The sequence below is a fragment of the Nocardia sp. X0981 genome (assembly GCF_977089955.1).
Map to the genome: position 1 here is coordinate 4722345 of NZ_OZ372435.1, position 25749 is coordinate 4748093.

The following is a 25749-nucleotide window of genomic DNA, read 5'->3' on the forward strand; positions in this document are numbered from 1 at the left end:
CGCCGGGTGCGGGCGCCGGCGGGCGATCAGTAGGCGATGAACAGGATTTCGTCGCGCGTGTAGTCGTGGCCGGGGTGGTTCTCGGTGAGGTGTTTGCGCACGTTGTCGACCAGTTCGTCTTCGTTGGCGCCGGTGAGGTGTTCTCCGCAGGGGCAGTTCAGCCGGGTTTTCATCAATAATCCTCTCGTTGCGTGGAGCGGTCGGGGTCAGCGTACGTCTCCGCGCTCCACGATGCCCGGCATCGGCGGGGTGCCCGGGTGTATCCAGGGCTTTCCCGGATACCGGGCCGTCGGCGCGTAATCCGCGGCGTTCCGGGTCGCGGCCACCGCTCGTGCGGCGGCGATATCGACCGGTATGTCGTCGCGGCCGCCGGTGTGCGGTGCTCGGGGGAACTCAGGCCGGTCGAACCGGCAGGCGTTTGATGCCGTGGACGAAATCACTGTGCACATATTCCGGTTCGCCGAGCACCACCTCCGGTACGCGGGTCAGCAGCTGCTGCAACAGCAGGCGTAACTGCAACCTCGCCAGCCAGGCGCCCAGGCAGAAATGGGCGCCACCACCGCCGAAGCCGGCGTGCGGATTCGGTCCCCGGGTGATATCGAAGATATGCGGTGCCTCGAGGGCGGTTTCGTCGCGATTGGCCGAACAGTAGAACAGAACCAGTTTCTCGCCCGCCTGGATCCGGGTTCCCGCTATCTCGGTGTCCTCTACCGCATGCCGGGCGAAATGCAGCACCGGCGTCGCCCAGCGGATGAACTCCTCGATGGCGCCGCCGATCCGGCCGTCGAAATCCTCGAGCAGCCATTCGCGCTGGGCCGGATGGTCGGCCAGGGCCTTGAAGGCGTGGGAGATGGTCTGTTTGGTGGTGTCGTTACCCGCGGAGGCGAGCAACACCATGAACGCACCGATCTCTTCATCGGTGAGCCGGTGTCCGTCCACCTCGGCGGCCACGATGGCCGACATCAGATCGTCGCGGGGAGCGCGGCGGCGCCGCTGGGCGAGTTCGGTACCGGCGTTGTGCAGAATCCCGAACTGGGTGGTGAAGAACGCGGCGCGGTCCTCGGGACTCGCGTACTCCGCGTCGCTGGACCCGAACATCGCCTCGGCCGCTTCGGCGACCGCTTCCTGGTCGGCCCGGTCGATACCGATCATCGCGGAGATGGTGCGCATGGGCAGTTTCCGGGAAACGCTGCGGACCAGGTCCGTGGTGCCTCCGTCGCGCAGGTCGGTGAGGAACTCGTCCACGATCTCGGCGGCGTGGGCGCGGATCTGGAATTCTGTGCGCCGCACCTGCTTCGGGGTGAACGCCGAACTGATCAACCGGCGGTACCGGGTGTGCCGCGGTGGGTCCATGGTGAGGAAGAAGGTGGTGGGCCGCTGTAGTTCCACGGGCAGCGGGTCCATGCTGATCCCCCGGGTCGAGGTGAACAACTCGGGGTGGCGGCTGATCCGGGCGATATCGTGATACCGGGTTACTGCCCAGTAGCCGGTCTCGGTGTGGGGGAACACCGCCGGTGGTGGGGCGTGCCAGGTGAGTCCGGGTTCGGCGCGTAAGCGGGCGAAGGTCTCGTCGCGGGTGGGGAAATCCGCGGCCCAGAAGGCCGGGTCCGAGATATCGAGCCGATGATAGGGGCGCTCTGTCGCCGGAGCGCTGTCGGCAGGGTTCATGAGCGTCTCCGAGCTCGGCAGACCATGGATCCGGCGCGACGGGCAACGGCGCCGAGCGCGCGCCGGTAGTGACACTCTAGAGCGCATCGCGGTGGCCGATGGTCGCTTCCGGCGAATCGGGTCACGGGTGCCGTATCCGCGGTAGCAGGTCCTGGGGTGGGACTCCCGGTGGTGTATCCGGCCGGAGCGGTGCTCGTGAAAATGCTATTCTCCATTATGGAGAATTACACTATAATCAGCCTGCACCTGCTGCCGGAGGGGCGCCGCCCCGATCCGGGTGGCATATACCGCGCGGGAACGGGATAGTGGCGTGAGCTCTTCGAACGAACCGTGGACAGTGGCGGATGCGCCCGATCAATCGGGCCGTATCGCGGTGGTGACGGGGTCGAACACCGGGATCGGACTGGAGGTGGCCCGGGGCCTCGCCCGCTGCGGCGCGGCGGTCGTGCTCGCCTGCCGCAACGATGCCGCTGCCGCGCGGGCCAGGGCCGATATCGAGAATTCGGTACCCGGCGCCCATATACGGGCGGTGCACGTCGATATCGGAAACCTGGGTTCGATCGAGGCCTGCGCGCGGCGGCTGCGCGGCGACCTGCCCCGGATCGACCTGCTCGTGAACAACGCGGGAGTGGTGGCTGGGACCCGCACGCTGACAGCCGACGGTTTCGAAAGTGATTTCGGGGTCAACTTCCTGGGGCATTTCGCGCTGACGGGCCGGCTGATCGAGCTGGTCACGGCCGCACCGGCGGGCCGGGTCGTCAGTGTCAGCAGTCTCAGTCATCGTCACCGCACGGCGGCGCTGGATTTCGACGATCTGCAGTCCGAGCGCAGCTTCGGGCGGTTGGTCACCTATTCACGGTCGAAAATGGCCACCACGACGTTCATGGTCGAACTGCAGCGGCGGCTACGGTCCGCGGGTGTACGGGCCCTCTCGGTGGGCGCGCACCCGGGCGGAGTGCGGTCCACGATCCTGCGCGATCGGAGTGTGCTGGTCCGGATCGCCTACAGCGATACCGTGATGACGCTGGCGCGGCTGGTGACCCAGACCCCCGCGCAGGGGGCACTGCCGATCTTGCGAGCGGCGCTCGACCCCGGTGCGGCGGGCGGTGCGTTCTACGGTCCCGCGAAGCGGTGGGGGCTGGTGGGCCCCGCTGTGCCGGTCGCCGCCTCGCCGCTGGCACATGATCCGGACAACGGACGCCGGCTGTGGGCGACGGCCGAGCAACTCACCGGGGTGGTGTTCCCGTTCGGCGAGAACGTACCGCGCTCGCCCGCCGATATGCCCGTCCGCCCGGTACCCCCGTCACCGGAAGCCGCCGGCGAAAGCGCATAGCGCCCCCCGGATACCGGCGCACGCCGGTTCCGGTAGCAGACGATCTCACCGCGGCCGGATCAGGCCCTCCTGCATCGTGGTGGCACACAACCGGCCGGACCGGTCGAGGATCTCGCCGTGTGCGAGCCCACGCGCCCCGCCGGACCAGCGGCCGTACTGGTCGTGCAGAAACCATTCGTCGACGCGGAGCGGCGCGTGGAACCAGATCGAATGGTTGACGGTCGCCACCTGTAGGTCGGTGTCCCGCAGTGCCGGGCCGTGTGGTCCGGTGGTGGCCGAGAGCAGCAGCAGATCGCTGATGTACATCAGGCAGGCGGCCTGACCCAGCGCGATATCGGACACGGGTCGCCGGGTGCGCAACCAGACCCGCTGCCGCGGTGGGCTCGCCTCGCCGCGCATGGCGTGTGCCCGTGCGGGCGGGTCCGGGAACCGGGCATCGATGCCCAGGGCGTTCAGGAAGGTCGAGGTCCACTCCAGTGCCGCGGGATGCCCGGCGAACGTCTCCGCGAGGCCGGGTACCTCCTCGGGATCGGGGGTGTCGAGCTCGGCCATCTGGTGGGTGAGCCCGTCTTCGCGGCGGTGGAAGGAGGCCAGCATCGTGAAGATCACCCGCCCGTGCTGGCTCGCCTCCACCCGGCGGGTGGAGAACGAACCGCCGTCCCGGACCGGTGTCACCGCGAACTCCGTGGGGATCGTGGTGTCGCCGGGCCGCAGGAAGTAGGTCTGCGCGGAATGGATCGGCCGGTCTTCCGGCGCGGTGAGCCCGGCGGCCAGCACCGCCTGCCCCGCGACCTCACCGCCGTAGCTGCGGCGTGCGGGGCCGTCGTGGGTGCGTCCACGGAAGCGGTGTTCCTCGATACGTTCGAGGGCGAGCCGGTCCAGTAGTGATTCCGCCGGGCGGACGGATTCCAGGGTCATGGCCACCTCCAGTGGTGCGAAGTGCGGCCACGAGCCGCGGCGTTCGAGCTACCGTGCGCTCTCATTATGGTGTCGCGCCGCGATACCACCCCCGTCGCCCCGGCCCGGCGCCGGGGGCCGAGCCGGGGCGTGCGGGGGTGGGTGCGGGATCATTTGGGCGCGAAGCGCATTCCGGCGTCCAGGCGCAGGCACTGTCCGTTGAGCATCGCGTTGTCGACGATGGCGCAGGCCAGTTTGGCGTATTCCTCGGGTCGGCCCATACGCTTGGGGAAGGCGTTGCCGGAGACCAGCGGGGTGACCATCTCTTCCGGAACCCCGGCCAGGATGCCGGTATCGAACAGCGACGGCGCGATGGCGAGTACCCGGACCCCGACCGAACCCAGATCGCGGGCCATGGTCAACGCCATACCGGCGATACCGGCTTTGGCGGCGGTGTAGGCGACCTGCCCGATCTGGCCTTCGAATGCCGCGATGGAGGCGGTGTTGACGATGACACCGCGTTCACCGTCGCTGTTCGGCTCACCCTGGCTCATATGCCAGGCCTGGAGCCGGTTGAGATTGAAGGTGGAGATCAGATTGAGGTCGATGATCTTGGTGAAGGATTCCAGATCGTGGGGCCCGGTCTTGGACAACGTGCGCTTGGCGATCCCGCCGCCGGCGGTGTTCACCGCGATATCGAGGCCCCCGAGCCGGGCCACCGCGTCGGCCAGCACGCCTTCGATACCGGCGTGGTCGGTGACATCGGCTTCGAAGAAGGAGCCCCCGAGGTCTGCCGCGACCTTGCTGCCCTCGGCGGCTGTCCGATCGATGATCGCCACGGTGGCGCCCCGCGCCGCGAGTAGTTCGGCGCTGGCCCGCCCCATGCCGGAGGCGCCGCCCACGACGACCGCGCGTGATCCCTGAATCTCCATATTCCCTGTCCTTCTCGGTGTGAGTGCCGGACGCACTCGCCGAACGGATACGGGCCTACGTTATAGCGGGTGGGCGATACCGGACGGTGCTTTTCGCAGAAGCATCGATGAAAGTGCCGCCGCGGTCAGCCGGTGACCGCGGTGTCGAGTGGGTACCGGTCGCCGGTCCGGGATCTGTTGCCGTAGTGGAAGGTCACCACCAGATCGTCCGCCACCTGGACGAGGACATCGCGCCCCTCCACGGCACCCACCCAATCCATCGGCAACGCCGACAATCCGTGCCGGGCGCCGAGCAGGTTGCCGGTCACGGCTCCGGTGGAATCGGAGTCGCCGGAATGGTTCACCGACAGCAACAGCGCGCCGCGGATATCGCCGGTGCGTTCCGCGGACAACGCGCAGTACACCGCGACGGCGAGGCATTCCTCGCCGACCCAGCCCTGCCCCACCTCCTCGACCCCTTCCGGTGTCGCCGGTCCGGCTCCGGCGAGCCCGATGGCACGGCGCAACGCCCCGTGTGCTTCGCTGGCCCCGGGTATCGCGTCGAGCCGCTCCATGGCCTCCGCGAGCGCGGTGCGCAGATCCACACCCGCCACGAGCCGATCGACCAGCATCGCGAAGGCACCGGCTGCCAGGTAACCGGTCGGATGACCGTGCGTCAGCTGACCGCATCGTGCGGCGAGCGTGAAGGCCGGTTCCGGGCCCAGGCCGGCCATCCCGAACGGTGCGGACCGCATCACCGCGCCGCAGCCTTTGGACCGGGGATTCACGGGCCCGGGTTCACCGACCGGCCGCGGTACGAGGTAGGCGCGCTCCTGCTGCTGCAGACCGCTCATACAGGCGTTCCCCGGGGCGCGGACCGCGTAGAGGAACGGCAGCCCGGCCAGCCAGCCGTCCGGCGCGGGCGCGGGGTGCGGTTCCCGTTGCGTTGCCAGCCAGCGCAGATAGGCCCGCTGCACGGCGGGGACAGGGTCGGCGTCGGGTGGGCAGCGTAGCAGTCCTTCGGCGGTGAACAGGGTCATCTGAGTGTCGTCGGTGATCTGCTGCGGCGCATCCGGCGAGGGGCCCGGCGGAAAGCCGGTGATCCCGTCCGCGCCGTGGTCGCCGCGAATATTCGCCAACGAGCGGAATTCGATGGGCCATCCCAGGGCGTCGCCGACCGCCCCGCCCAACAGCGTTCCGCGGACCCGGTCGACGAGCGTCTCGTAATCGCGCACGAGTGGGGATCCTTGCAGCTGTGCTCGTGCGGGCACAACGTTGTGCCCTGGAGGGCCGGAAATCCGCGTGCTCGACCATGAGCGCCATTGTTCTCCACCGCGGCTTCTTACGCGGTGGACTGAAGATGATGCGCCGCCATACCGACCGTGGCGGGGCCGGAGCCCACCAGCAAGCGTTTGAACGCTTCCTGCTCCCGAAGGCCACGTTCCTCGGCGCGGGCGCGCGCTGCCGGGCTCATCCGGGTCAGTATCGTGCGGGCGAGGTTGACCGGCATCCGTAGCAGTGGGTACCACGGTGGTACATATGGCGGCAGGCCGAGTTCCCGCATGGCCCTGGGGCCCAGATACATGCTGGAGATCGACAGATGCTGCGCGCGGGCGATCCGGCCGCGCAACCAGGGCAGATTCGGATAGTTCCAGGTGAGCGGATCATCGGCCATCGGCAGCGCGAGCTGACGGGTGGTCTCGTCCGGGTTGGTGATGGCGGTCATGCAGTGGTACAGGATGCGGACGCTGTCCCGGAACCCGTTGGGCAGCCATTCGTCCGCGACGCCCATCAGCCATCCCACGTAGCGAGCGAGGTGGGCGGCCGCTTCCCGATCGGCCCGGGAGGGCGCGATACCCATCGGTATACCGCCGATGAACGGGGCGATGAGCGCGCCCACCAGGGTGGCGGCCATATCGGTCTGGTTGATCGGCAGTCCCCAGGCCTCGGTATCCCAGTCGGGCATGGCCGCTACATGCCGGCGGACCAGCGAGTGCACGAATCGCACATGCAGGGTGGAGCGGTAGCCCGGACCGAACTTCTCCATCCCGTTCTGGACATCCAGCGCCCACTGCATCGTTTCGGCGAACCGTTGGGCCGGGCCCTTTTCCAGGGCTCCGGTCCGCAACAGGGTCTTGTTGAATCCCGAGGCGAGGTAGCCGCCGAGGAAGGAGACGTCACGGGCGAGGTACAGCCCGTCGTAGCCGCCCATACGGAGCACCCGTTCGCCGCGGTGCAGTTTCTTCTCGTCCAACCAGGGCGGGCTCGTCTCCACGGCGGTGAAGAATGTGCGCAGTGGTTCCGGTGCCTCCGGCACCGTATCGATGCCCGCGGTCAGGGCCTGCTCGAAAAGCGGCCGGGTGACGGCCATTCCGGTGCCGGTCATCCAGTCGACGAGTGTATCCATCGGTTCGTCGCCCACCAGCAGGGATGCGCCCATGGCGTCCCATCGGCCGGCGTCGGGTGCGCCGATACCCATCAGCATGGCGAAAGGTCGCAGGCCGGGTACCCGGACGGGACCGGCGGGGTGTCGGGTGGGGATGCTCGCACCCGTGTTCTCGGAACCCATGAAACGAATGTAGTGATTGCGTTACATTGTGTCAAAGAGGAGTGCCCGACGTTCTGGAGACACAGATGAACGATCCCCGCCGCTATGTCGTGATCGGAGGCGGCCTGGCCGGGCTCGCTTCCGCGGTATGGCTGGCCGAGGCCGGTGCGCGGGTGACGCTGCTGGAGCGGCGTGCCCGCCTCGGTGGCCGGACCCAGGCGATGCGGGCCGCCGAGGTCGGTGATACCGCCGACAACGGCCAGCATGTTCTCGCCAGTGGCTATCACAGCCTGTTCCGGTACCTCGAGAGCGTGGGCACGCGGGCGTATGTGGAATTCCCGGGCTCGGGCACGCTGCGCTGGCCGGGGGGACGCGCGGTCCTGTTGCACACCACCGGGTTCCGTGCGTGGAAAACCCTCCTGGGCGCGCATCCCGACGCGGGCCCCCTCGCCCGGCTGCGGGCGCTGCGGGCGACTGTCGAACTGGCGCGCCAGGCCCTGTTCCAGCCGGCCGATCTCGGTGATATCACCACCGCGCAGTGGTTCGACCGAGTGGGGATGCCGGCCATGGCGCGAGAAGCGCTGTGGGACTGGCTCGCGCTCGGTATCGCGGCCGAGCCGGTCGACCGGGAATCGGCGAAGGTTTTCGCGGATGTACTGGCCACCGGTATCCGGATCGGTGTCCGGGACCGTGTGGGGGTCACCATCGGTTATCCCACGGTGGATCTGGACACCCTGTACATCACCGGTGCGGAAAAGGCGTTCGAGAAATACGGAGTCCAGGTGCGTTACCGCACCGTCGCCCGCAAGGTGATCATCTCCGGGGGGTCGGTGACCGGCGTGCAACTCGCCGACGGCACGGAGATCCCGGCCGACGCCGTGGTGTGCGCGGTACCCAATTCCCGTATCCACGGCCTGCTCGACGATCTGCCCGAACACGCCGAGATCTACGCGGCGGCCGACAAATTGGGCAGCACGCCCATCGTCAGTACCAACCTCTACCTCGATCGGCCGTTGCGTACGAGAACGGCGATGGAGGCCCTGATCGGCGGCACCGGTGTGATCGACGAGGTCTTCGATCGGCAGCGGATGCACCGGCGCGTCCCCGACGGTGCCTGGCTCTACTGCCTCACTACCAGTGGCGCCTACGAGCAGATCCACAAGAGCAACGACGAGATCGTCGCGGAACAACTGGATCTTATCCGGCGCTACTATCCGGAGGCGGCCGCGGCGAACCTCGTGCACGCGCAGGTGGTGAAAATGCCGAGGGCCACCTTCTCGCAAGTACTCGGGACGGACGGCCTGCGTCCGGACCAGCGGACCTCGGTACCGAATCTGGTGCTGGCCGGTGATTGGACCCGCACCGACTGGTCGGCCACCATGGAGAGTGCCGCGCAGAGTGCCGAACGGGCCGTGGCGGCTCTGCTGGCCCACGATTCCCCGGGTGCCCGGGCCGGCGACCGGCGATGACACGCGGCGTCGCCCTTTTCCCGGCCGCTCTACGATCGACCCCGACGGGAGCGGACAAGGAGCTACAGCCGTGGTGAAGATAACCCGGACCATCGAGGTCTCCGACAGCGTTGTGGTGGACATCGATCCGGAGACCGCCTACGACGCGGTTACCGACGTGACGCAAATGGGACGGTGGAGTCCGGAGAACACCGGGGCGGTGGTGCCCGAACCGGGACGGCCCGCCTATCCCGGAATGACCTTCGTGGGCTCGAACCGCCGGGGTCCGATGCGCTGGCGTACCGAATGTGTGGTGCTCGAGGCCTCCCGGCCGAGCCGGTTCGTTTTCGAGGTGCGCCGGTGGGGGTTGTGGAAACCGCTGCTACCGGTGGATGTCGCCACGTGGGAGTACCGGTTCGAACGGGTCGCCGAGGGGACCCGGATCACCGAGACGTGGTACGACGACAGGAAGACCTGGCCGGATACTCCGGCACTGTGGTTCGACCGCATTGCCACCGGCCGGCGCGGATTCGCCGAATTCCAGAAGGACAACATCCGCCGTACGCTCGTGCGGCTGAAGCGGGAACTCGAAGCCGATCGGCACGGCCGGTGACGTTCCGGCCGGAGTCGCGGTGATCTCCGTATACGCGACCGAGGACGCCGAACGACTCCACTCCGAGTAGAACGTGTTCTAATCTGGGTACGGTCCCGGAAACGGGACAGTATCCCCGAACCCGTCGACCGGAGTGAGAACCGTGCCCGTTGCCCTGACCACCGACCAGGTGGCGCTGGCCGAGACCGTCGCAGGATTCGCCGGCCGCCACGCCGGGTGTGAGTACACCAGGAAGAACACCGGAAGTCTGAGACAGGGCGCGCTGCCCGGATTCTGGCCGGACCTGGTGGCACTCGGGCTCACCGGCGTCCACCTGCCGGAATCCGTCGGTGGTCAAGGCGGCACGCTCGGCGAACTGGCGGTGGTGCTCGCCGAATCCGGTCGTGCGCTGCTGCCGGGGCCGCTGGTGCCCACCACGGTCGCGAGTGCGGTACTCGCCGCGGCGCGGGAAGGCGAAACCGTCCGTACCGGTCTGCGGAAATTCGCCACCGGTGCCACCGGCACGGTGATCCTGCCCGAGCACGGGATCGGGTTCACGCCGGGAACGGGCGCGCACGACCACTCCGGGCCGCGGCTCACCGGCGAGACCGGCCCGGTGCTCGGCGCGGCCGCCGCCGAACTGTTCGTGGTAGCAGCGGCCTCCGCCGCGGAGACGCGATGGTTCCTCGTCGAACGTGCCGCCGCGGGAGTCGAGGTCGACGTACGCGACGGAGCCGATCTCGGCCGTGATATCGGTGTTCTCCGCTTCCGCGACGTCGCCGCCGCACCCGTGGAACTCGACAGCGAGCGGGCCGTCGATATCGTGGTGGCCCTGTTCGCGGTGGAGGCCGCGGGCGTGATCCGCTGGTGCAGTGAGACCGCGACCGATTACGTGAAATCGCGTCGTCAGTTCGGCCGTCCGATCGGCGCGTTCCAGGCTGTACAGCACCGCACCGCGCAGCTACTGATCACCGCGGAACTGGCCGCGGCCGCGGCGTGGGATGCCGTACGGGGACTCGGGGACGAGGCTCGTCAGCGCACCCACGCGGTGGCGGGCGCGGCGCTGACCACCCTCGGTAACGCGGTGCACGCCGCGGTGGAATGTCTCGCCCTGCACGGCGCCATCGGATTCACCTGGGAACATGATCTGCATCTGTACTGGCGGCGGGCCATCGCGCTCGCCGGGCTGGCCGGTCCGGTGGAGACCTGGGAACGGCGTCTCGGTGAGGTGGCGCTGCACGGTCCACGTACGTTCACTGTGCCGCTGCCCGAAACGGACTCCTCCTTCCGGGAGTGGGTGGCGGAGATCCTGGACCGGGCCGCCGCCCTGGACAACCCGGCTCCCTCGAAGATCGGCGACGACGATGCGGTACGGCCCGGCCCGCGCCGTACGCTGCTGGCCGACAGTGGTCTGGTGGCGCCGCCGATGGCCCGGCCCTACGGTATCGAGGCGGGCCCTCTCGAACAGTTGATCCTGCAGGACGAGTACGACCGGCACGGTATCGCCCAGCCGTCCATGGGTATCGGCCAGTGGGTGGTGCCGATCGTGCTGCACCGCGGTAGTCCCGAGCAGCTCGCCCGTCTGGCCGCACCGGCGCTGCGGGGTGAGGAGATCTGGTGCCAGCTCTTCAGTGAGCCGGAGGCGGGTTCCGATATCGCGTCGCTGAGCCTGCGCGCCACCCGGGTCGACGGCGGATGGGAATTGAACGGACAGAAGATCTGGACCACCCTAGCCCATCGTGCCGACTGGGGTCTGTTGCTGGCGCGGACCGATCCGGACGCCGAACGCCATCGCGGCTTGACCATGTTCCTGGTCGATATGCACGGAACCGGTGTAGAGGTGCGTCCCATCACCCAGGCCAGCGGTGATGCCGAATTCAACGAGGTCTTCTTCGACAATGCTTTCGTACCCGACGATATGGTGCTCGGTGAACCGGGTCAGGGCTGGTCGCTGACCCTGGAGACATTGGCGCAGGAGCGCCTGTTCATCGGCGGTGTCCGGGATCCCGGGCACGACCGGCGTATCCGGGGCATCATCGAGCGCGGCGAGTACGCCGGTGCCCGGGATGACGCCGTCCGTACTCTCGGCCGGATCAGTGCGCGCGGCGCCGCCATCTCGGCGCTGAATCTCCGGGAAACGATCCGGCGCCTGGACGGGCACGGTGTCGGTCCCGCCACGAGCGTCGCCAAGGCCGCCGCGTCCATGTTGCACACCGCGGCCGCCGCCGCGGCGCTGAATCTCATCGGCCCCGCGGCGGCGTTCGGGGAATCCGTTTCCGAGCCGGTACACCACGAACTCGATATCCCCACGTGGGTGATCGGCGGGGGAACGCTGGAGATCCAGCTCAACACCATTGCGACGCTGGTGCTCGGGCTGCCGCGGAAATAGCGCCCGGCGCGGGCTCGGCGGCGGAAACCGGCGTGAAGGGTAACTATCTGCGTCCCAGCATCACCGCCGCGGGCCTGGATCCCGATGCCCTCGGCGCCTCGGCCGGCGGACCCGGATCGCTGGAATTCCTGAACTCCGGCGAACCCAAGGCGTGGCGTGATATCTGGGGTGCAGGACACGGTATCGGAGCGGTGGACGAGATACGGCCGGCCGCGGTGGTCGTCGACCGGGCGCCGGCGGCCGCTCCGGCCCGCGGGGATCCGCACTCGCCGCCGCGGAACGCGGCGAAATCCTTCGGTGAGCTCGCCACCGGCCCGGGGTGGACCCGGCCGGATCGCCACACCTGGGAAGGTGTATCGGAACTCCGCTGCCCGCACAACCGTCGAGCGTTCGGACGATATGCCCCGATTCGGTGTTAACGCCACGGTGTTGTAGGGAAATTAGTGTGAGGACGCGGCGTCATACCGGTGTCGTGCAGCAGAGAGCAAGGAAACAGGTCTTCCGAATGGGTCACCCGCACAATCCGTACCAGCAGCCCGGGCAGCCGATACCGCCCGGACAGCCCTACCCGGGGCAACCCGGTCCGGGACAGCCGTATCCGGGGCAGCCGCAGTACGGGCAGCCCTACCCGCCGGGGCAGCCGTACGGGGCGCCGGGCGGCTACGGCCCTCCGCCCCGGTCCGGAGGCGGCGGCGCCAAGATCGGGCTGATCATCGGCGGTGTGGCAGTCGTACTGGTCGCCGTCGGCGCGGGAGCCTTCTTCCTTCTCGGCGATGGCGGCGGTTCGGTGGTCGGTGGCGGTTACGACGATCCGCGCGATGTGGCGCAGGCCTGGGTGGATCAGGACGGGGACGCCGAAGATCTGGTGTGCGCGGCGGATATGGACGAGATCTCGCAGTACGAACAGCAGAATCCGACCACGCCCACCGATATGCCCGATATCGATATGCCCGAGTCGAAGACCACGTTGAAAAGCGTCGATGTTCCTGCGGGCAGTGATTCCGGAACTTTCACCATGGAGATCTCCATGGAGGTAATGGGCACCGAGAGTACCTCCACCATGACCTACGACCTGGTGAAGGAAGACGGCGGTTGGAAGGTATGCGGGATCCTGGATCCCGATATCGAGATGGACGACTCGGGCTTCGGCCTGGGCGGAAGGTAACCGCGGCGCGCCGCACTCGCCGGGGTGATCCACCGCCGCGACGAGCGGATGCAGCAACCCCGCGCCGGGAACGAGCCTCGTTCCCGGCGCGGGGCGTGTACGAGTGGATGGCTGCGGCGCACCCCGCAGTGCCGCAACCATGCACTCGTACACGCCGGATCGGACGCGGGGCCTGCGGTGAATGTTCCCGCTGGTGCGACTGTCCTCGGCTCCCACACCTGGGAAGGATGGGTCGGACACGCACCGGGGTCGTCGGGTACCACGGTCGCGCGGCGCGTAGCGCTCATCGCCGGCCGTTCACCCTGGTGTCACCGTGATCGCGCAAATAAGCGCCGGTCGCTGGGGGAGGCGACCGGCGCCGTTCGTGACCTCGACCTTACGGGTCCCCCGGGTGATGGCAGAGGGGCGGACGCGACAGGAAAGGATCTGTTTGCGACATGTGCTCGCGGAGGGGATGATGCGGTGACTCGCCGAATCGAAGAAACCGATTGGTTCCGTATTGATCATTCGGTAACCGTATTATCCGGTCGTGGATATCGGAATCTTCGTTGTGGACGGCGTAGCCGATTTCGGACTGGGCGCACTGCTCGGTGCGTTCGGTATGGCCAACACCCTGCGTAAGGATCTGGAGGACCCCCCCGCCCCGTGGAACGTCCGCGTGATCTCCCTGGGTAGGTCGGTGCGTTCCGGTGGGGGCACTCTGGTGCCGACCACACCACTGCACGAGGTCCCGGAACCGCTGGACGCCCTGACGGTGCCGGCGGTGAACCTGCTGGAGCCGGAGCCGTTGATCGATTTCGTCTCGGCACCGGTGCATACGCGGATACTCGACCATATCCGCCGGGCCGGTGCGGAGGGAGTGCATCTCGCCGCGGCCTGCACCGGCACGTTCTTCCTCGCCGAAGCCGGGGTGCTCGACGGCCGCGCGGCAACGACGAGCTGGTGGCTCGGTACCCATTTCCGCGGGCGTTACCCCCGGGTGGAACTGGACGAGAGCTGCATTCTCTGCCACAGCGACGGGATCACCACGGCCGGGGCCTCGCTGTCGCATATGGACCTGGCGTTGTCCCTGGTCTATCGCAGCAGTCCCGAGCTCGCCGAACTGGCCGGTCGCTACCTCGCCGTCGGGGACCGGGTCAGCCAGAGCCCCTATGTCATACCCGAGGTCGTCGCCCGGGGCAATCCGCTGATCGCCGGATACGAGCGCTGGGTCCGGAGCCATATATCGGAACAGTTCCTGATCACTACGGCGGCTCGGGAGCTGGGTGTCACCGAGCGCAGTCTGCAACGGGCCACCCGCGCCGCACTCGGTATGTCACCGAAGGACTTCGCCGACGAGATCCGGCTCGACCGCGCCACCCAGTTGCTGCGGACCACCGGGCTCACGGTGGGCGCGGTGGCCCGCGAAGTGGGTTATGTCAACGCGAGCGCCCTGCGCGCGCTCGCCCGCCGGCGACGCGGAATATCGTTGGCCGAGATCCGCGCCAACCGTCCCCGGCAGTGAAAGGGATACCTGCCCGGCGACCTGTCCTTACACTGGCCGCATGTCTGTTCGACGGCTGATCGCCGCCTCCGTGTTCGTCTTCGCCATCCCTTTCACGGTGGCCGCCTGTACCGCCACCGGATCGGGTGCCACGAGTGAATGCCAGGTCAGTGGCTGTACCGTCACCTTCGACCGCGGCGTGGACGCCCGGATCAGTGTGCTCGGCGTGGACGCCGAACTCACCGCGGTGGAAGGCGATATCGTCACCCTGACCGTGGCGGGTCAACAGGTGAGGGTGCCGCGCGGACAGACCGAATCCGCGCAGGGCCTGAATCTCACGGTGCAGGAAGTCACTCCGGACAAGGTCGTGGTCCGGCTCGCCACCGGTCTCTGATCCACCGGGTGAAAACACCCCGGCGGGCTCAGCGCTGCTCCGCCACCGGAGTCTCCGACCAGCTCGGCTGGGCGCGACCGTAATCCGGCGCCGGGAAGGGATAGTCCGGAAACTCGGCCAGTGCCGGTGCGGCGGTGACGATCCGGTCGTGCGTCACCGTGGTGTGCGCTCCCGGCGTCGCCGGGGCGGGATGGTCGGGAGTTCGCCCCCGTTCGGACAGTAACCAGGTCGCGGTCCGCGCCAGCGACACCCGCACATCACGACCGTATCCGTCCACCCTCCGGGCGGCGAGCGCGTCCACGAGGCCGGCGGCGAGCAGATAGCCCGAGGCGTGATCGAGAGCCTGGGCGGGTAGGGCGCCGGGCACCGCGGATGCGCCCTCCACCACGGCGATCCCGGTGGCCGCCTGCACGATACTGTCGAAACCACGGCGGCCCGCCCACGGACCGGTGAAACCCCACGCACTGATCCGGCCGTGGATCAATCCCGGTCGGCCGGTGAGACCCAGTTGCTCGAGCGCCCCGGGACGGTACCCCGTGACCAGCACATCGGCGTGGTCCAGCAGCCCTTCCCACTGCGCGCCCGCCGCGCGGAGGTCCAGGAGAGCGGACCGCTTGCCCTGGCAGGTATCGGCGTACTGCCACGGAATCTCCGGGAGCCCGGGCGGATCCACCCGCAGCACCTCGGCGCCGAGCAGCGCCAGCGCCCTGGTGGCGACGGGTCCGGCGATCACCCGGGTCAGATCCAGCACCCGCACCCCCTGCAACGGCTGGTGCGGGGTCCCGGATACGGGCAGGCTGTAGCGCCGCCGGTCGCTGCGCTCCACCAGCGCCACCAGCGGACCGGACGCCGCCGCCCCGGCCTGCGGTCCCGCCCGCCACTGCGCTTCGTCACGCACTCGTACGGCGATCGCGCCGCGGGCAGCCGCCAGTTCCTCCAGATCGGCCGCGCGAATCATCGCCATCTGGGCTTCGGCGAGTTCGATCGGTGCGTCGGTGGGTAGGTCCAGCGCGGCCAGCAAGCGCGCCCGGTGATGTGGATAGTTCGCGTGTGTGCGGACCCAGCCGTCGAATGTGGGAAAGAAACCCGAGAGATCGGCGAAACCGCCGGCGGGCGCGCTGTCGATGCGCAGCAGGCGATCGCTGGTGAACGATGCCGCTATCCGCTCCGGTTCCAGCCGATGCCGGATGGGGGCCGTACCGGTGACGTGCCGATAGCGGTCGGCCGCGGCGGTGAAGGCGCGTATCGACCCGGCGGCCAGACCCCACACCGGTAGGGTCGCCGCGAGATACGCTCCCGGCTCCGGCCACTCCGCCGGCGCCGATTCGCCGACGCCCGCCCCTTTTTCGTAATCACGAACCAGCCGCGCACCCACATCCACCGCATCGAGCGTACTGGCTCGCGACCCCGGCGATCCGTGGGACATCCGACACCGCAGCACTTTTCACCCCACCGCAACCGGCCGGGCACCGGGGTATCGTTCAGCCCGGGATACCGGCGGTGGCGGGGTCGCGCCGGATACGCCACCAGCCGACCCACGAGACCAGGACGCAGGCTGCCACCAGGAGCTGAACCTCGACGAGCATGCTGTCCGGGTAGATCACGCCGGTCAGGTAGTGGTCGATGAAGCCCTCCGGCGGGAGTTCCGGTGCCCCGGCGCGCCGGCGGGCCCAGTTCTCGGCGTACGTGAGCGGACAGTCGTAGCCGATCGCGACCGTACCCAGGCCCCATGCCGCGGCCAGTCCGTGCAGCCAGATGGTTCGCGGCAGGCGCCAGGCAAGGAAACCACCCGCCACCACGTAGCCGATGAACAGCAGATGCACGGTGACGGTCAGATCGGCGAGGAGCCGGTACCACACCCGTCCAGGGTATGTCCTCGATCTCGCCGCGGCATCACAATTACCACGGGGACGGTCGATAATCCTTGAGGAAACAGCCGTAGAGGTCTTCGCCGGCTTCGCCGCGGACGATCGGATCGTAGACCCGCGCCGCGCCGTCCACCAGGTCCAGTGGGGCGTGGAAACCCTCTTCGGCGAGCCTGACCTTGGTGTAATGCGGCCGCTCGTCGGTGATCCAGCCGGTGTCCACGGCGGTCATGAGAATCCGGTCGGTGGTGAACATCTCGTTCGCGCTGGTGCGGGTCAGCATATTCAGCGCCGCCTTGGCCATATTGGTGTGTGGATGGCCGGGACCCTTGTAGCCCCGCGAGAACTGGCCCTCCATGGCCGATACGTTCACCACGTACTTGCGCCGGGCCGCCGCGGCCGCCAGCGCCGGGCGCAGCCGCGACACCAGGATGAACGGCGCCACGGAATTGCACAGCTGCACTTCGAGCAGCTCGGTGGGATCGACCTCGCCCACCGTATGTACCCAGCTGTTGGTATGGGCGAGATCCGGGACCAGCCCGCCGGCATCGATGGCCACACCGCGGGCGATCCGGTCGGGGGTCGCCGAGCCCGCCACCAGAGCCAGTTCGGCCACCTCGGCACCGGTCAGGGCGGGAGCGAGCGAGGCCGTGAGCGCGGTCGGATGGGCCTGGGTGGTCTGGCCGAAGGTGACCTTTTCGGGGAGTTCCCCGACCGGTAGCGGGCCCGATTCGGCCGTGGCCAGCGCACTGTAGGCACCGGGGGAGCGGCGCACGGTCTGCGCCGCGTTGTTGATGAGGATATCCAGCGGACCCTGGGCGGCGATATCGTCGGCCAGCGCCACGACCTGGGCGGGGTCGCGCAGATCGATACCGACGATCCGGAGCCGGTGCAGCCAGTCGGCGCTGTCGGGCTGGGCTGTGAACCGGCGGATGGCGTCGTTGGGGAAGCGGGTGGTGATGGTGGTGTGCGCGCCGTCGCGCAGCAACCGCAGCGCGATGTACATGCCGATCTTGGCGCGGCCCCCGGTGAGCAGTGCGCGCCGGCCCGACAGATCGGTGCGGGCATCGCGCCGGCGATGGCTCATGGCCGCGCAGTCCGGGCAGAGCTGGTGGTAGAAGGCGTCGACGCGGGTGTACTTCTCTTTGCAGATATAGCAGCCGCGGGGCCGCAGCAGGGTACCGGCGGTACTGCCGGTGGTGGCCGAGCTGATCGGTATACCGGCGGTTTCGTCGTCGATCCGGTTCGGTGAGCCGGTGGCCGTGGCGGCGACCACCGCCCGGTCGGCGGCCAGTTTCGCCTGCCGGGCGGCGGTGCGGCGCTGGCGTTTGAGGTGTTTGAACATCTGGCCGACCGCGCGCTGCACCGTGATCGAATCCGGATGGTCGGTCTCCAGCCGGCCCGCCTGGTCGAGTACCCGCAAACAGGTGGCGAGGTCGTTCGGATCGATAGTGGTCTCGGCCATCGGTGCTGGGAAATTCCTTCGTGAGCTGGGAGAGCGTGGCCACTATTGTGGCAAAACCGGCAGTGGCGCCGGTGGGCGGGCCATCGGGTCCACCGGCCTCGGCCCGCCACTTCGTTGACATACCGCCAATAGTGCGGGAAAGTCGATCCGAAACGATCCGGCGCCGCCGCGCCGGGCTGGGTGATAACGGATAGAGGACGCGGATATGGCACGCCCCGCATGGAGCGACGACGAGGTCGAGGCGGTACGGGAACTCGCCCGCAACTACTTCGAAAAGGAAGTGGTGCCGCACGAGGAGAAGTTCATCGAACAGGGCCACCCCGACAAGTCGCTGTACCGGCGGGCCGGTGAACTCGGACTGCTCTGCCCCGCGGTGCCCGAGGCGTTCGGTGGCGGAGGCGGGACCTTCGCGCACGAGGCCGCCATCATCGAAGAGCAGGTCCGCGCCGGGGACGGTGCCCTCGGTATCCCGGTGCACAGTTCGATCATCGCGCCTTATCTGGCCGAATTCGGTTCCGAGGAACTCAAGAAGCGCGTCCTGCCCAAGGCCGCCAGCGGTGAGATGGTCCTGTCCATCGGAATGACCGAACCCGGAACCGGTTCCGATCTGCAGGCGATCAAGACCCGCGCGGTACGCGAGGGCGACGAATACGTGATCACCGGTTCGAAGATCTTCATCTCCAACGGCTGGCTCTGCGACGGTATCGTGATCGCCGCCAAAACCGATCCGGAGAAGGGCGCGGCCGGAGTCTCGCTGCTGTTCGCCGAGGTGGGGGACGATACGTCCGGATTCACCCGAGGGCGCATCCTGTCCAAGATCGGTGGAAAGGGCCAGGACACCGCCGAACTGTTCTTCGACGGTCTGCGCGTTCCCGCCGCGAACCTGCTGGGCGGGGTCGAAGGCCAGGGCTTCTATCAAATGATGCAGTTGCTGGCACAGGAGCGACTGGTGACCGCGATCATGGCGGTGGCGATGATGGAACGCGCCGTGGAACTCACGGTCGAATACACCAAGGGCCGTGAGGCGTTCGGTAAACCGCTGTTCGCCATGCAGAACACCAGATTCGAACTCGCGGAGTGCGCGACCATCGCCCGGACCAACCGGGTGTTCCTCGACGACTGCATCTCCCGGCATCTGAAGGGCGAACTCGATATCCAGTCCGCCGCCATGTCGAAATACTGGTCCACCGATCAGCTCGGTATCGTGGTGGACCGCTGCCTACAGCTGTTCGGCGGGTACGGCTACATGACCGAATACCCGATTTCCCAGCTCTACACCGGCGCCCGGGTACTGCGCATCCTGGCGGGCAGCAACGAAGTGATGAAGGACCTCATCGCGCGTGGGCTCTGACCTCGAACCCCGCTCCGCCGCCGTCTCCGCCGGACCCGTTGCCAACGGGTCCGGCGGAGACGGCGCGCAGGTCCGGCGCCGCCGCCGGCTCGAACCCGACGAGCGCCGGGCCCAGATCCTGGCCCGGGCCATCGAAATGTTCGGTGAACGCCCCTACGCGGCCGTATCCACGGCGGAACTGGCGCAGCGTGCCGGTGTGGCCCGCGGTCTGATCAACCACTACTTCGGGAACAAACGGGACCTGTACCTCGCGGTGGTGCGCCGTATGGTCACCTTGCCACGCGCCGACGAATTCGCCGTACCGACGGGCAGTACCCGGGAACGGATCGAGGCCAGTGTGCGCTGGCTGCTGGACACGATCTCCGAACACGGCAGTACCTGGGTGAAGGTGACAAGCCACGAAGGTGTCGGCGACGACCCCGAGGTGCAACAGATCCTCGATGCCGCCGACGACGCCGCCGCGCAGCGCCTGCTGATGATGATCGGGCTGCCCGATACCGCCGCGCACACCGAACCCCGGCGGGCCATGGTGCGCGCCTATGGGGGACTGGTGAAGGTGGCGGGCCGGGAATGGCTCACCCGGGGCACCATGACCCGCGAGCAGGTGCACGCGCTCCTGGTGGACATGCTGAGCACCCTCGTCACCGAATCGCTGCCCCGGGTGGCCGCCGAGAACTGATCCGGCGGCAGCGAGCGATTCCGGGCCCCCTGCCCGGAATTCCGCTTATTCTTTGCGGAGTGCCGGGTGGGGTCCGTGGTCGGGGGATCCGCCGGTAACGGCTCGAAGGGATCGTTCATGGCAAACTCGCAGCGCTGGGCGGTGCAGCGGTGGCCGGAAATACCACCGGATCACGAGCAGGAGCCACCACGGGGGCAGCGGTGGCGCGGAGAGCGGTGGGAGGAGCCCGAGGACCATTTCGATGAGGAGCTGCCACGCACCGAGCGTGAGCGTCCGATCGTCAACCCCTACGCGGTCATAGCGCTGGTCGCCGCTCTGCTGTTGCTCTTTCCGGTCGCACTCGTCTTCGGGTTCATCGCGTTCGCCCATCCACGGGGCCGGCTCATGGCCGTCGCGGCACTCCTGCTCGGCGCGGCCGAAGTGACACTGCTCGCGGCTTTCGTGATCCTGCCGCGGGAGCAGGTCTCGGATATGTATGCCCGGGCCGAAGATGCCGTCGGCGATCCGACCGGTACGCGGGAGCCGCCCTCTTCGGCCCCCGTCGGCCCGTCGGCCACGGTCGTGCCGGTACCCACCGAGCACCCGGCCTCACCCACGGCGACCGGGATCGACCCGGCCGGTGTGCCCCCGGTCGCCCGGCTCGACACCGCCTGCCCCGAGCCGGCCCTGGTGGGTGCCGCGGTGGACGGCAGTACGCTCCTGTGCCTGACCGATCCGGGATCGGTCACCGGCTACCAGTGGTCGGGGCCCTATCGTGTCGCGGCACGGACAGCGGACGAAGGCGGTACCTGTTCCGGCCCCGGCACCGCCCGTACGGTCACCGGACACGCCCTGGTGTGCGAGAACGATACCTGGGTGCTGTGGGTGTCGTAGCGACCGCCGGCCGCGCGGTGCCGGGCCGGAGATCTCACCCGGCGGGGTCGGGGCGGCGGGCACGGCTCGGCTGGACCCGCGGTGGTTCGTTGGGCATCTTCGGGTACTGCGGGGGCCAGGGCGCGTCCATCAGACCGGCGGCCGTATCGCGTTCCGCCATCGCCAACAGCGGTTCGATGGACTGTGGGGCGCGGTGCTCCCACGGGTCGCCGTATTCGGCGAGGCGGGACGGAACGGTGGCGATGGTCAGCTCCTCGGGAACCACCGTATCCAGTTCCGGCCAGGCCAGCGGGGTGGAAACCTGCGCGCCGACCTTGGGCCGGACACACCAGGCGCCGAACACAGTTTTGTGCGGGGCGTTCTGGTTGTAGTCCACGAAGACCCGGCGGCCGCGCTCCTCTTTCCACCAGTGCGCGGTGATCTCGCCAGGGAACCGTCGCTCCAACTCGCGGGCCAGCGCGACCGCGGCGGCCCGGACCTGATAGCCGTCCCAACGCGGTTCCAGCGCGATGTAGAGATGCAGACCGCGTGAACCGGAGGTTTTCACCCAGGTCTCGATACCGAGTTCGGCGCAGAGTTCACGGGTGCGGATCGCGGCGGCACGCAGTTCGTCGAAGCCGATGCCCGGCGAGGGGTCGAGATCGATCCGGAGTTCGTCGGCGATCCGCAGATCGGGCACCCTGTTGGGCCATACGTGGAAACCGAGGCACCCCTGGTTCACCGCCCACAGCACATGGGCCAGATCATGGGCGACCAGCGCATCACTGGTCGTACCGTTCGGCGTGGAGACCTCGACGGTGTGCAGCCAGTCCGGCGCCGATTTCGGTACCCGCTTCTGGAACCAGGATTTCCCGGCGGCGCCCTCGGGATAGCGTTCGAGCAACAGTGGGCGGTCGCCGTTGGCGCGGAAGAAGGCCGAGGCCACGCTTTCGTAGTAGCGCACCAGGTCGAGTTTCGTTTCCCCGCGGCGGGAGAAGTACACCTTGGACGGATTGCTGATGGTGAGCGGACGACCGGCTGCCTCGATCTCGACGGTTTCCCTCATTTCGCCACCGATGCGCCGAAGATCTCACGCAGTTCGGCCGGCGCGGCTTCCTCCAGCTGGGCGTACGTGCACGACTCGGGGGTGCGGTCGGCCCGGAAGCGGACCAGCCGGCCGCCGTGCCGCAGCCGGCCCGAATGCAGATGCTCGTAACGCACCTCGGCCACCAGCTCTGTGCGCAGGGGTTCCCAGGACAGATCCTTACCGCCGCTCCAGCGGCTGATCCCTCCGGGCATCGCCCCGGCGGAAGCGGCCTGTGCGGCGACATCGGCCCAATCCCGCCACGGGTGCCCCGCGAGGGCGTTTTCCCGGTAGGGCGCGAGTTCCTCGATCAGAGATGTGCGCCGGGCAGCGGTGAAACTACTCGCCACCCCCACATGGTGCAGGTTCTTCTCGTCGTCGTAGAGACCGAGCAACAGCGACCCCACCCCCCGGCCGTCCTTGTGCCAGCGGAACCCCGCGACCACGCAGTCGGCGGTGCGTTCGTGCTTGACCTTCAGCATCACCCGTTTGTTCTGCTGGTACGGCAGATCGTCGGCCTTGACCATCACACCGTCGAAACCGGCGCCCTCGAATCGGGTGAACCAGTCCCGGGCGGTGTGCGGGTCGCCGGTGAGCGGGGTCAGATGCACCCGATCCGCCGTGGTATCCAGGATGGATTCGAGCAACCGGCGGCGTTCGGTGAACGGTGCGGGGGTGAGATCTCGGTCCCCCAGCGCGAGCAGATCGAAAGCGACGAAACTGGCGGGGGTCTCCACGGCGAGTTTGGCGATCCGGGAAGCCGCCGGATGCAGCCGCTGCTGGAGCACATCGAAATCCAAACCGTCCGCGGTGACCATCACGATTTCCCCGTCGACCACACAGCGCGGCGGCAGTACCTCCCGCAGCAGGTCGACCATCTCGGGGAAGTATCTGGTCAGCGGCTTGTCGTTACGGGACCCGAGTTCTACCTCGGCGCCGTCACGGAACACCACGCAGCGGAAACCATCCCATTTGGGCTCATAGCTGAGCCCGGGGCCGGGCGGTATCCCGGGTGCGGTTTTGGCCAGCATGGGCCGGACGGGCGGCATCACCGGTAGATCCATACGGTCCTCCTCGGGTCGAGTTCACCCGTATCGACGTCGCGACCGGCGCCGATTCATCGGGCCCGATGATAGGAGTTCGCACCGACAGGCGGCCGGCGCACCGCGTCAGTCGTCGATCCAGCCCTGTTCGGCGGCGAATTCGGTGAGCCGTTCGCGGATGGCGAGGATTTCCCCGGCGGTGAGCGCCGGGGAGGCGTCCAGGAGCAGTTCGGTGACGAGGACGGTGTGTTCGGTGGCCGTGAGCCGCGCGCCTTCCCGCACGGGCTTCGGCCGGGGGCCGTGCCCCCGTGGCGCCCGGAGGTTGATCGCCTTGGGACCGCGATCCCCCTCCGTGATATCGAATTCGAACACCCGGCCCTGGCGGAGTTCGTCCTCGCCGAGGCCGATATCGTTGACGTGGACGAACACGTCGGGTCCACCGTCCTCGGGCCGGATGAAACCGAATCCCCGCGATCCGTCGAACGACACCAGTTTCCCGCTCGCCACCACACCGCTCCTCGCCGCAGTTTATGCGGTCACTCTATATCCGGTTTTTCCTCGTTGTCGGCGATCAGCGCCTTTTGCAAGGAGTTGAACACGGTGAGCCCCTGCCCGACCATGCCGTTGAGCAGTTCGCCGACCCCATCGGGGCCGTTGAGGACGGTCAGATTCGCATTCGAGAGTCCGCGTGCGGCCTGCTCCACGATCAGCGGCAATTGTTCGATCAGCATCTGGTCGAGCGCGATCCGGTTGTGGGAGGCCGCCGCCTCGGCCTGGATCCGGGTGCGGTCCGCTTCGGCCTCGGCCAGGATGCGGACCCGGTCGGCTTCGGCCTGCGCCGGTTTCACCACCTCGGCCTGCAGCTGCTGTTCACGCAGTTCGGCTTCCTTACGAGCCTGGGCGGCCTGCGCGGTCAGCACCTCCTGCTGGGCCAGGGCCGCGGCCAGCGGGCCGGCCGCAGCCGCCTCGGCCTCGGCCTTATCGATATCGCGCTGGTAGCTGGCCTTGAGGATAGAGGTCTCCCGGGAGTACTCCGCCTGTTTGCGCAGCGATTCCTGTTCGGCCTCGGCCGAGCGCTGGGCCGCCTGCGATTCGGCGATCTGCGCGTCCCGGTGCACGGCCGCGTTGTGCGGTGCGGCGAGCGCGGAGATATAGCCCAGATCGCCGTCATCGATGGACTGGATCTGGAAGGAATCCACCCACAGGCCGATATTGCTCATCTCCACCTTGGAAGCGACCAGGACCTCGTCGGCGAGGCGCTGACGCTCCCGGATGATCTCCTCGACGGTCATCGAACCCACGATGGAACGCAGGTGACCGGAGAAGATCCGGCCGGTCAGCACCGACATCTCCTGCTCCTGCTCGGACAGGAAGCGCTGTGCGGCATTGACGATGGAGGCGGTGTCGTTGGCGACCTTGAAGGCGATGACCGCCCGGACCTGCAGGACGATGGCCTGTTTGGTGACGCAGCGTTCGGCGATCTCGGCCTCGAACATGGCCAGGGACAGATAGCGAACCTTACGGAAGAACGGCACCACCCAGGCGCCGCGGCCGATGATCACCCGGAAGGGCGCGGCATCGCGGCTCTTACCGCCGCTGACCAGCATCGCCTCGTCCGGATCCGGTACGTGGTAACCCAGCACGTATGACTCCTCACGTCTTCAGTTGCTACGGCGCCGGGTCCGGGACAAGAGGAATCCAGGGCACCACATCGGCGATGCGACCGGAATCGACGGCGACGACCAGCACGGTACTACCGGCCGGGATGGCTTCGGCGGCGCGTGCGATGTATCCCTCGGTTCCCCCTCGAACGGCCACCAGGACCTCTCCCAGCATCCCGGGGCCGCGGATCGGCGTGATCAGCTTACCGGTCGATCCGACGACTTCGTCGTGCAATTCTCACCGATCTCCTTGCCGCGGTGCGCTTTCCACACACGGTCGTCACCCTACTGATACAGCCCGCGATACGCGCCGAGCATGGCCACGAGATGGTCGACGATTTCCGCGCGATCGGCGCGCAGCGACCCGTTGAGCCAAGCCGAGAACATGCCGGCGTTTCCGCTGGCCATGGTGACGGCCGCGAGCCGGCGCCGTACCGGGTCTTCGATCCGGGTGAACAGGTGATCCTGGATCAGCCGGGTGAACGCGGGCATCACCGCGATGGTGGTCTGCCCGAGACCGGTGCTGGAATACGGCTCCACCAGGAACAACCGCGATTTACGTGGATCCTCGAGCACTTTGTCGACCAGGGCCTCGGAGAGCGCGCGATCCCGGGAGGAGTCGTCGGCGACCGCGAAAGCGGTCATCGGCTCCAGGAAATCGTCTGCGACCTGCCGGTACAACACATCGAGCAGTTCGTCGCGGCTGGCGAAGCTTTCGTAGAAGTAGCGATCGGTGAGGTTGGCCCGGCGGCATACGGCTCGCATGGTGACCCCGGCCGCGCCGGACTCACCGATCAGGTCCAGCGCGGCCTCGAGGAGCGCTTCGCGTCGTGCCTGCTTCCGTTCCGAAAGCGTGGTACCACCCCAGATCCGAGGTCCGCCGTCGTCCGATCGCTGATCTGCATGCACCCGTCCACAGTA

Annotated in this window: 26 protein-coding genes; 11 read left to right on the forward strand and 15 right to left on the reverse strand. The window is 68.1% G+C overall.

Annotation, left to right across the window (positions count from 1 at the left end; genetic code table 11):
• Positions 1-26: 26 nt before the first annotated feature.
• The gene (locus ACYR7D_RS20720; RefSeq protein ID WP_459546189.1) at positions 27-173 is read right to left on the reverse strand and encodes a DUF1059 domain-containing protein; all 147 of its coding nucleotides are present in this window, start codon (positions 171-173) and stop codon (positions 27-29) included.
• Between the two features lie 220 nt (positions 174-393).
• Entirely contained in the window at positions 394-1668 is a 1275-nt protein-coding gene (locus ACYR7D_RS20725) for a cytochrome P450 (protein WP_459546190.1), read from the reverse strand.
• A gap of 310 nt (positions 1669-1978) precedes the next feature.
• Here ACYR7D_RS20725 and ACYR7D_RS20730 point away from each other — a divergent pair, with 310 nt between their 5' ends.
• Positions 1979-3001 (forward strand): oxidoreductase, encoded by a 1023-nt coding sequence (locus ACYR7D_RS20730; protein ID WP_459546191.1) that lies wholly within the window; start codon positions 1979-1981, stop codon positions 2999-3001.
• Between the two features lie 45 nt (positions 3002-3046).
• On the opposite strand, the gene ACYR7D_RS20735 is transcribed toward ACYR7D_RS20730, so the two are convergent.
• From ACYR7D_RS20735 to ACYR7D_RS20750, 4 genes are all read right to left on the reverse strand, one after another.
• Positions 3047-3919, reverse strand: a complete 873-nt coding sequence (locus ACYR7D_RS20735; RefSeq protein ID WP_459546192.1) for an acyl-CoA thioesterase — start codon at positions 3917-3919, stop codon at positions 3047-3049.
• A gap of 149 nt (positions 3920-4068) precedes the next feature.
• The gene (locus tag ACYR7D_RS20740; RefSeq protein WP_459546193.1) at positions 4069-4830 is read right to left on the reverse strand and encodes an SDR family NAD(P)-dependent oxidoreductase; all 762 of its coding nucleotides are present in this window, start codon (positions 4828-4830) and stop codon (positions 4069-4071) included.
• 125 nt (positions 4831-4955) lie between these two features.
• Positions 4956-6044, reverse strand: coding sequence for an ADP-ribosylglycohydrolase family protein (locus ACYR7D_RS20745; RefSeq protein ID WP_459546194.1), 1089 nt, complete (start codon positions 6042-6044; stop codon positions 4956-4958).
• Positions 6045-6151: 107 nt separating this feature from the next.
• Complete coding sequence (locus tag ACYR7D_RS20750) at positions 6152-7378, reverse strand: oxygenase MpaB family protein (protein ID WP_459546195.1); 1227 nt, start codon at positions 7376-7378, stop codon at positions 6152-6154.
• A gap of 65 nt (positions 7379-7443) precedes the next feature.
• On the opposite strand from ACYR7D_RS20750, the gene hpnE reads away from it, so the two are divergent.
• The 7 genes from hpnE (at position 7444) to ACYR7D_RS20785 (ending at position 14828) form a co-directional block, all read left to right on the forward strand.
• On the forward strand, positions 7444-8826 hold the full coding sequence (gene hpnE / locus ACYR7D_RS20755) for a hydroxysqualene dehydroxylase HpnE (RefSeq protein ID WP_459546196.1): 1383 nt from the start codon (positions 7444-7446) through the stop codon (positions 8824-8826).
• Positions 8827-8896: 70 nt separating this feature from the next.
• Positions 8897-9418: an SRPBCC family protein gene (locus tag ACYR7D_RS20760; RefSeq protein ID WP_459546197.1), complete on the forward strand. Its 522-nt coding sequence runs from the start codon at positions 8897-8899 to the stop codon at positions 9416-9418.
• A gap of 142 nt (positions 9419-9560) precedes the next feature.
• A complete protein-coding gene (locus ACYR7D_RS20765) occupies positions 9561-11786 on the forward strand; it encodes an acyl-CoA dehydrogenase (protein ID WP_459546198.1) in 2226 nt (741 codons plus the stop codon).
• A 32-nt stretch (positions 11787-11818) separates the two neighbouring features.
• Positions 11819-12205, forward strand: coding sequence for a hypothetical protein (locus ACYR7D_RS20770; RefSeq protein ID WP_459546199.1), 387 nt, complete (start codon positions 11819-11821; stop codon positions 12203-12205).
• An 86-nt stretch (positions 12206-12291) separates the two neighbouring features.
• A complete protein-coding gene (locus tag ACYR7D_RS20775) occupies positions 12292-12951 on the forward strand; it encodes an Rv0361 family membrane protein (RefSeq protein ID WP_459546200.1) in 660 nt (219 codons plus the stop codon).
• Between the two features lie 529 nt (positions 12952-13480).
• Positions 13481-14455 (forward strand): GlxA family transcriptional regulator, encoded by a 975-nt coding sequence (locus ACYR7D_RS20780; protein WP_459546201.1) that lies wholly within the window; start codon positions 13481-13483, stop codon positions 14453-14455.
• Positions 14456-14495: 40 nt separating this feature from the next.
• On the forward strand, positions 14496-14828 hold the full coding sequence (locus ACYR7D_RS20785; RefSeq protein ID WP_459546202.1) for a hypothetical protein: 333 nt from the start codon (positions 14496-14498) through the stop codon (positions 14826-14828).
• Positions 14829-14856: 28 nt separating this feature from the next.
• On the opposite strand, the gene ACYR7D_RS20790 is transcribed toward ACYR7D_RS20785, so the two are convergent.
• The 3 genes from ACYR7D_RS20790 to ACYR7D_RS20800 all read right to left on the reverse strand — a co-directional run bounded on the left by ACYR7D_RS20790 (position 14857) and on the right by ACYR7D_RS20800 (position 18158).
• The gene (locus ACYR7D_RS20790; RefSeq protein ID WP_459546203.1) at positions 14857-16209 is read right to left on the reverse strand and encodes a CoA transferase; all 1353 of its coding nucleotides are present in this window, start codon (positions 16207-16209) and stop codon (positions 14857-14859) included.
• Between the two features lie 100 nt (positions 16210-16309).
• Complete coding sequence (locus ACYR7D_RS20795) at positions 16310-16687, reverse strand: DUF2784 domain-containing protein (protein ID WP_459546204.1); 378 nt, start codon at positions 16685-16687, stop codon at positions 16310-16312.
• 40 nt (positions 16688-16727) lie between these two features.
• On the reverse strand, positions 16728-18158 hold the full coding sequence (locus ACYR7D_RS20800) for an SDR family NAD(P)-dependent oxidoreductase (protein ID WP_459546205.1): 1431 nt from the start codon (positions 18156-18158) through the stop codon (positions 16728-16730).
• 205 nt (positions 18159-18363) lie between these two features.
• Between ACYR7D_RS20800 and ACYR7D_RS20805 the strand changes: the two genes are divergently transcribed.
• The 3 genes from ACYR7D_RS20805 to ACYR7D_RS20815 all read left to right on the forward strand — a co-directional run bounded on the left by ACYR7D_RS20805 (position 18364) and on the right by ACYR7D_RS20815 (position 21061).
• Positions 18364-19509: an acyl-CoA dehydrogenase family protein gene (locus tag ACYR7D_RS20805; protein WP_459546206.1), complete on the forward strand. Its 1146-nt coding sequence runs from the start codon at positions 18364-18366 to the stop codon at positions 19507-19509.
• A gap of 115 nt (positions 19510-19624) precedes the next feature.
• Positions 19625-20188, forward strand: coding sequence for a TetR/AcrR family transcriptional regulator (locus tag ACYR7D_RS20810; RefSeq protein WP_459550228.1), 564 nt, complete (start codon positions 19625-19627; stop codon positions 20186-20188).
• A 117-nt stretch (positions 20189-20305) separates the two neighbouring features.
• On the forward strand, positions 20306-21061 hold the full coding sequence (locus tag ACYR7D_RS20815) for a hypothetical protein (RefSeq protein WP_459546207.1): 756 nt from the start codon (positions 20306-20308) through the stop codon (positions 21059-21061).
• A 34-nt stretch (positions 21062-21095) separates the two neighbouring features.
• On the opposite strand, the gene ligD is transcribed toward ACYR7D_RS20815, so the two are convergent.
• The 6 genes from ligD to ACYR7D_RS20845 form a co-directional block, all read right to left on the reverse strand.
• Complete coding sequence (gene ligD / locus ACYR7D_RS20820; RefSeq protein ID WP_459546208.1) at positions 21096-22106, reverse strand: non-homologous end-joining DNA ligase; 1011 nt, start codon at positions 22104-22106, stop codon at positions 21096-21098.
• On the reverse strand, positions 22103-23188 hold the full coding sequence (locus ACYR7D_RS20825; RefSeq protein WP_459546209.1) for an ATP-dependent DNA ligase: 1086 nt from the start codon (positions 23186-23188) through the stop codon (positions 22103-22105). The genes ligD and ACYR7D_RS20825 overlap by 4 nt, the downstream gene beginning before the upstream one ends.
• Positions 23189-23293: 105 nt before the next feature.
• Complete coding sequence (locus ACYR7D_RS20830; protein ID WP_459546210.1) at positions 23294-23677, reverse strand: cold-shock protein; 384 nt, start codon at positions 23675-23677, stop codon at positions 23294-23296.
• A gap of 26 nt (positions 23678-23703) precedes the next feature.
• A complete protein-coding gene (locus tag ACYR7D_RS20835) occupies positions 23704-24810 on the reverse strand; it encodes an SPFH domain-containing protein (protein ID WP_459546211.1) in 1107 nt (368 codons plus the stop codon).
• Between the two features lie 25 nt (positions 24811-24835).
• On the reverse strand, positions 24836-25063 hold the full coding sequence (locus ACYR7D_RS20840) for a hypothetical protein (protein WP_459546212.1): 228 nt from the start codon (positions 25061-25063) through the stop codon (positions 24836-24838).
• A gap of 50 nt (positions 25064-25113) precedes the next feature.
• Positions 25114-25737 (reverse strand): TetR/AcrR family transcriptional regulator, encoded by a 624-nt coding sequence (locus tag ACYR7D_RS20845; RefSeq protein WP_459546213.1) that lies wholly within the window; start codon positions 25735-25737, stop codon positions 25114-25116.
• Between the last annotated feature and the right edge of the window lie 12 nt (positions 25738-25749).

Coding starts and splice junctions, on each gene's coding strand:
- ACYR7D_RS20740 (WP_459546193.1), bottom strand. CDS start 4,830: ATGGAGATTCAGGGATCACGCGCGGTCGTCGTGGGCGGCGCCTCCGGC.
- ACYR7D_RS20785 (WP_459546202.1), top strand. CDS start 14,496: ATGTCTGTTCGACGGCTGATCGCCGCCTCCGTGTTCGTCTTCGCCATC.
- ACYR7D_RS20735 (WP_459546192.1), bottom strand. CDS start 3,919: ATGACCCTGGAATCCGTCCGCCCGGCGGAATCACTACTGGACCGGCTC.
- ACYR7D_RS20825 (WP_459546209.1), bottom strand. CDS start 23,188: ATGGATCTACCGGTGATGCCGCCCGTCCGGCCCATGCTGGCCAAAACC.
- ACYR7D_RS20750 (WP_459546195.1), bottom strand. CDS start 7,378: ATGGGTTCCGAGAACACGGGTGCGAGCATCCCCACCCGACACCCCGCC.
- ACYR7D_RS20805 (WP_459546206.1), top strand. CDS start 18,364: ATGGCACGCCCCGCATGGAGCGACGACGAGGTCGAGGCGGTACGGGAA.
- hpnE (WP_459546196.1), top strand. CDS start 7,444: ATGAACGATCCCCGCCGCTATGTCGTGATCGGAGGCGGCCTGGCCGGG.
- ACYR7D_RS20800 (WP_459546205.1), bottom strand. CDS start 18,158: ATGGCCGAGACCACTATCGATCCGAACGACCTCGCCACCTGTTTGCGG.
- ACYR7D_RS20720 (WP_459546189.1), bottom strand. CDS start 173: ATGAAAACCCGGCTGAACTGCCCCTGCGGAGAACACCTCACCGGCGCC.
- ACYR7D_RS20815 (WP_459546207.1), top strand. CDS start 20,306: ATGGCAAACTCGCAGCGCTGGGCGGTGCAGCGGTGGCCGGAAATACCA.
- ACYR7D_RS20725 (WP_459546190.1), bottom strand. CDS start 1,668: ATGAACCCTGCCGACAGCGCTCCGGCGACAGAGCGCCCCTATCATCGG.
- ACYR7D_RS20775 (WP_459546200.1), top strand. CDS start 12,292: ATGGGTCACCCGCACAATCCGTACCAGCAGCCCGGGCAGCCGATACCG.
- ligD (WP_459546208.1), bottom strand. CDS start 22,106: ATGAGGGAAACCGTCGAGATCGAGGCAGCCGGTCGTCCGCTCACCATC.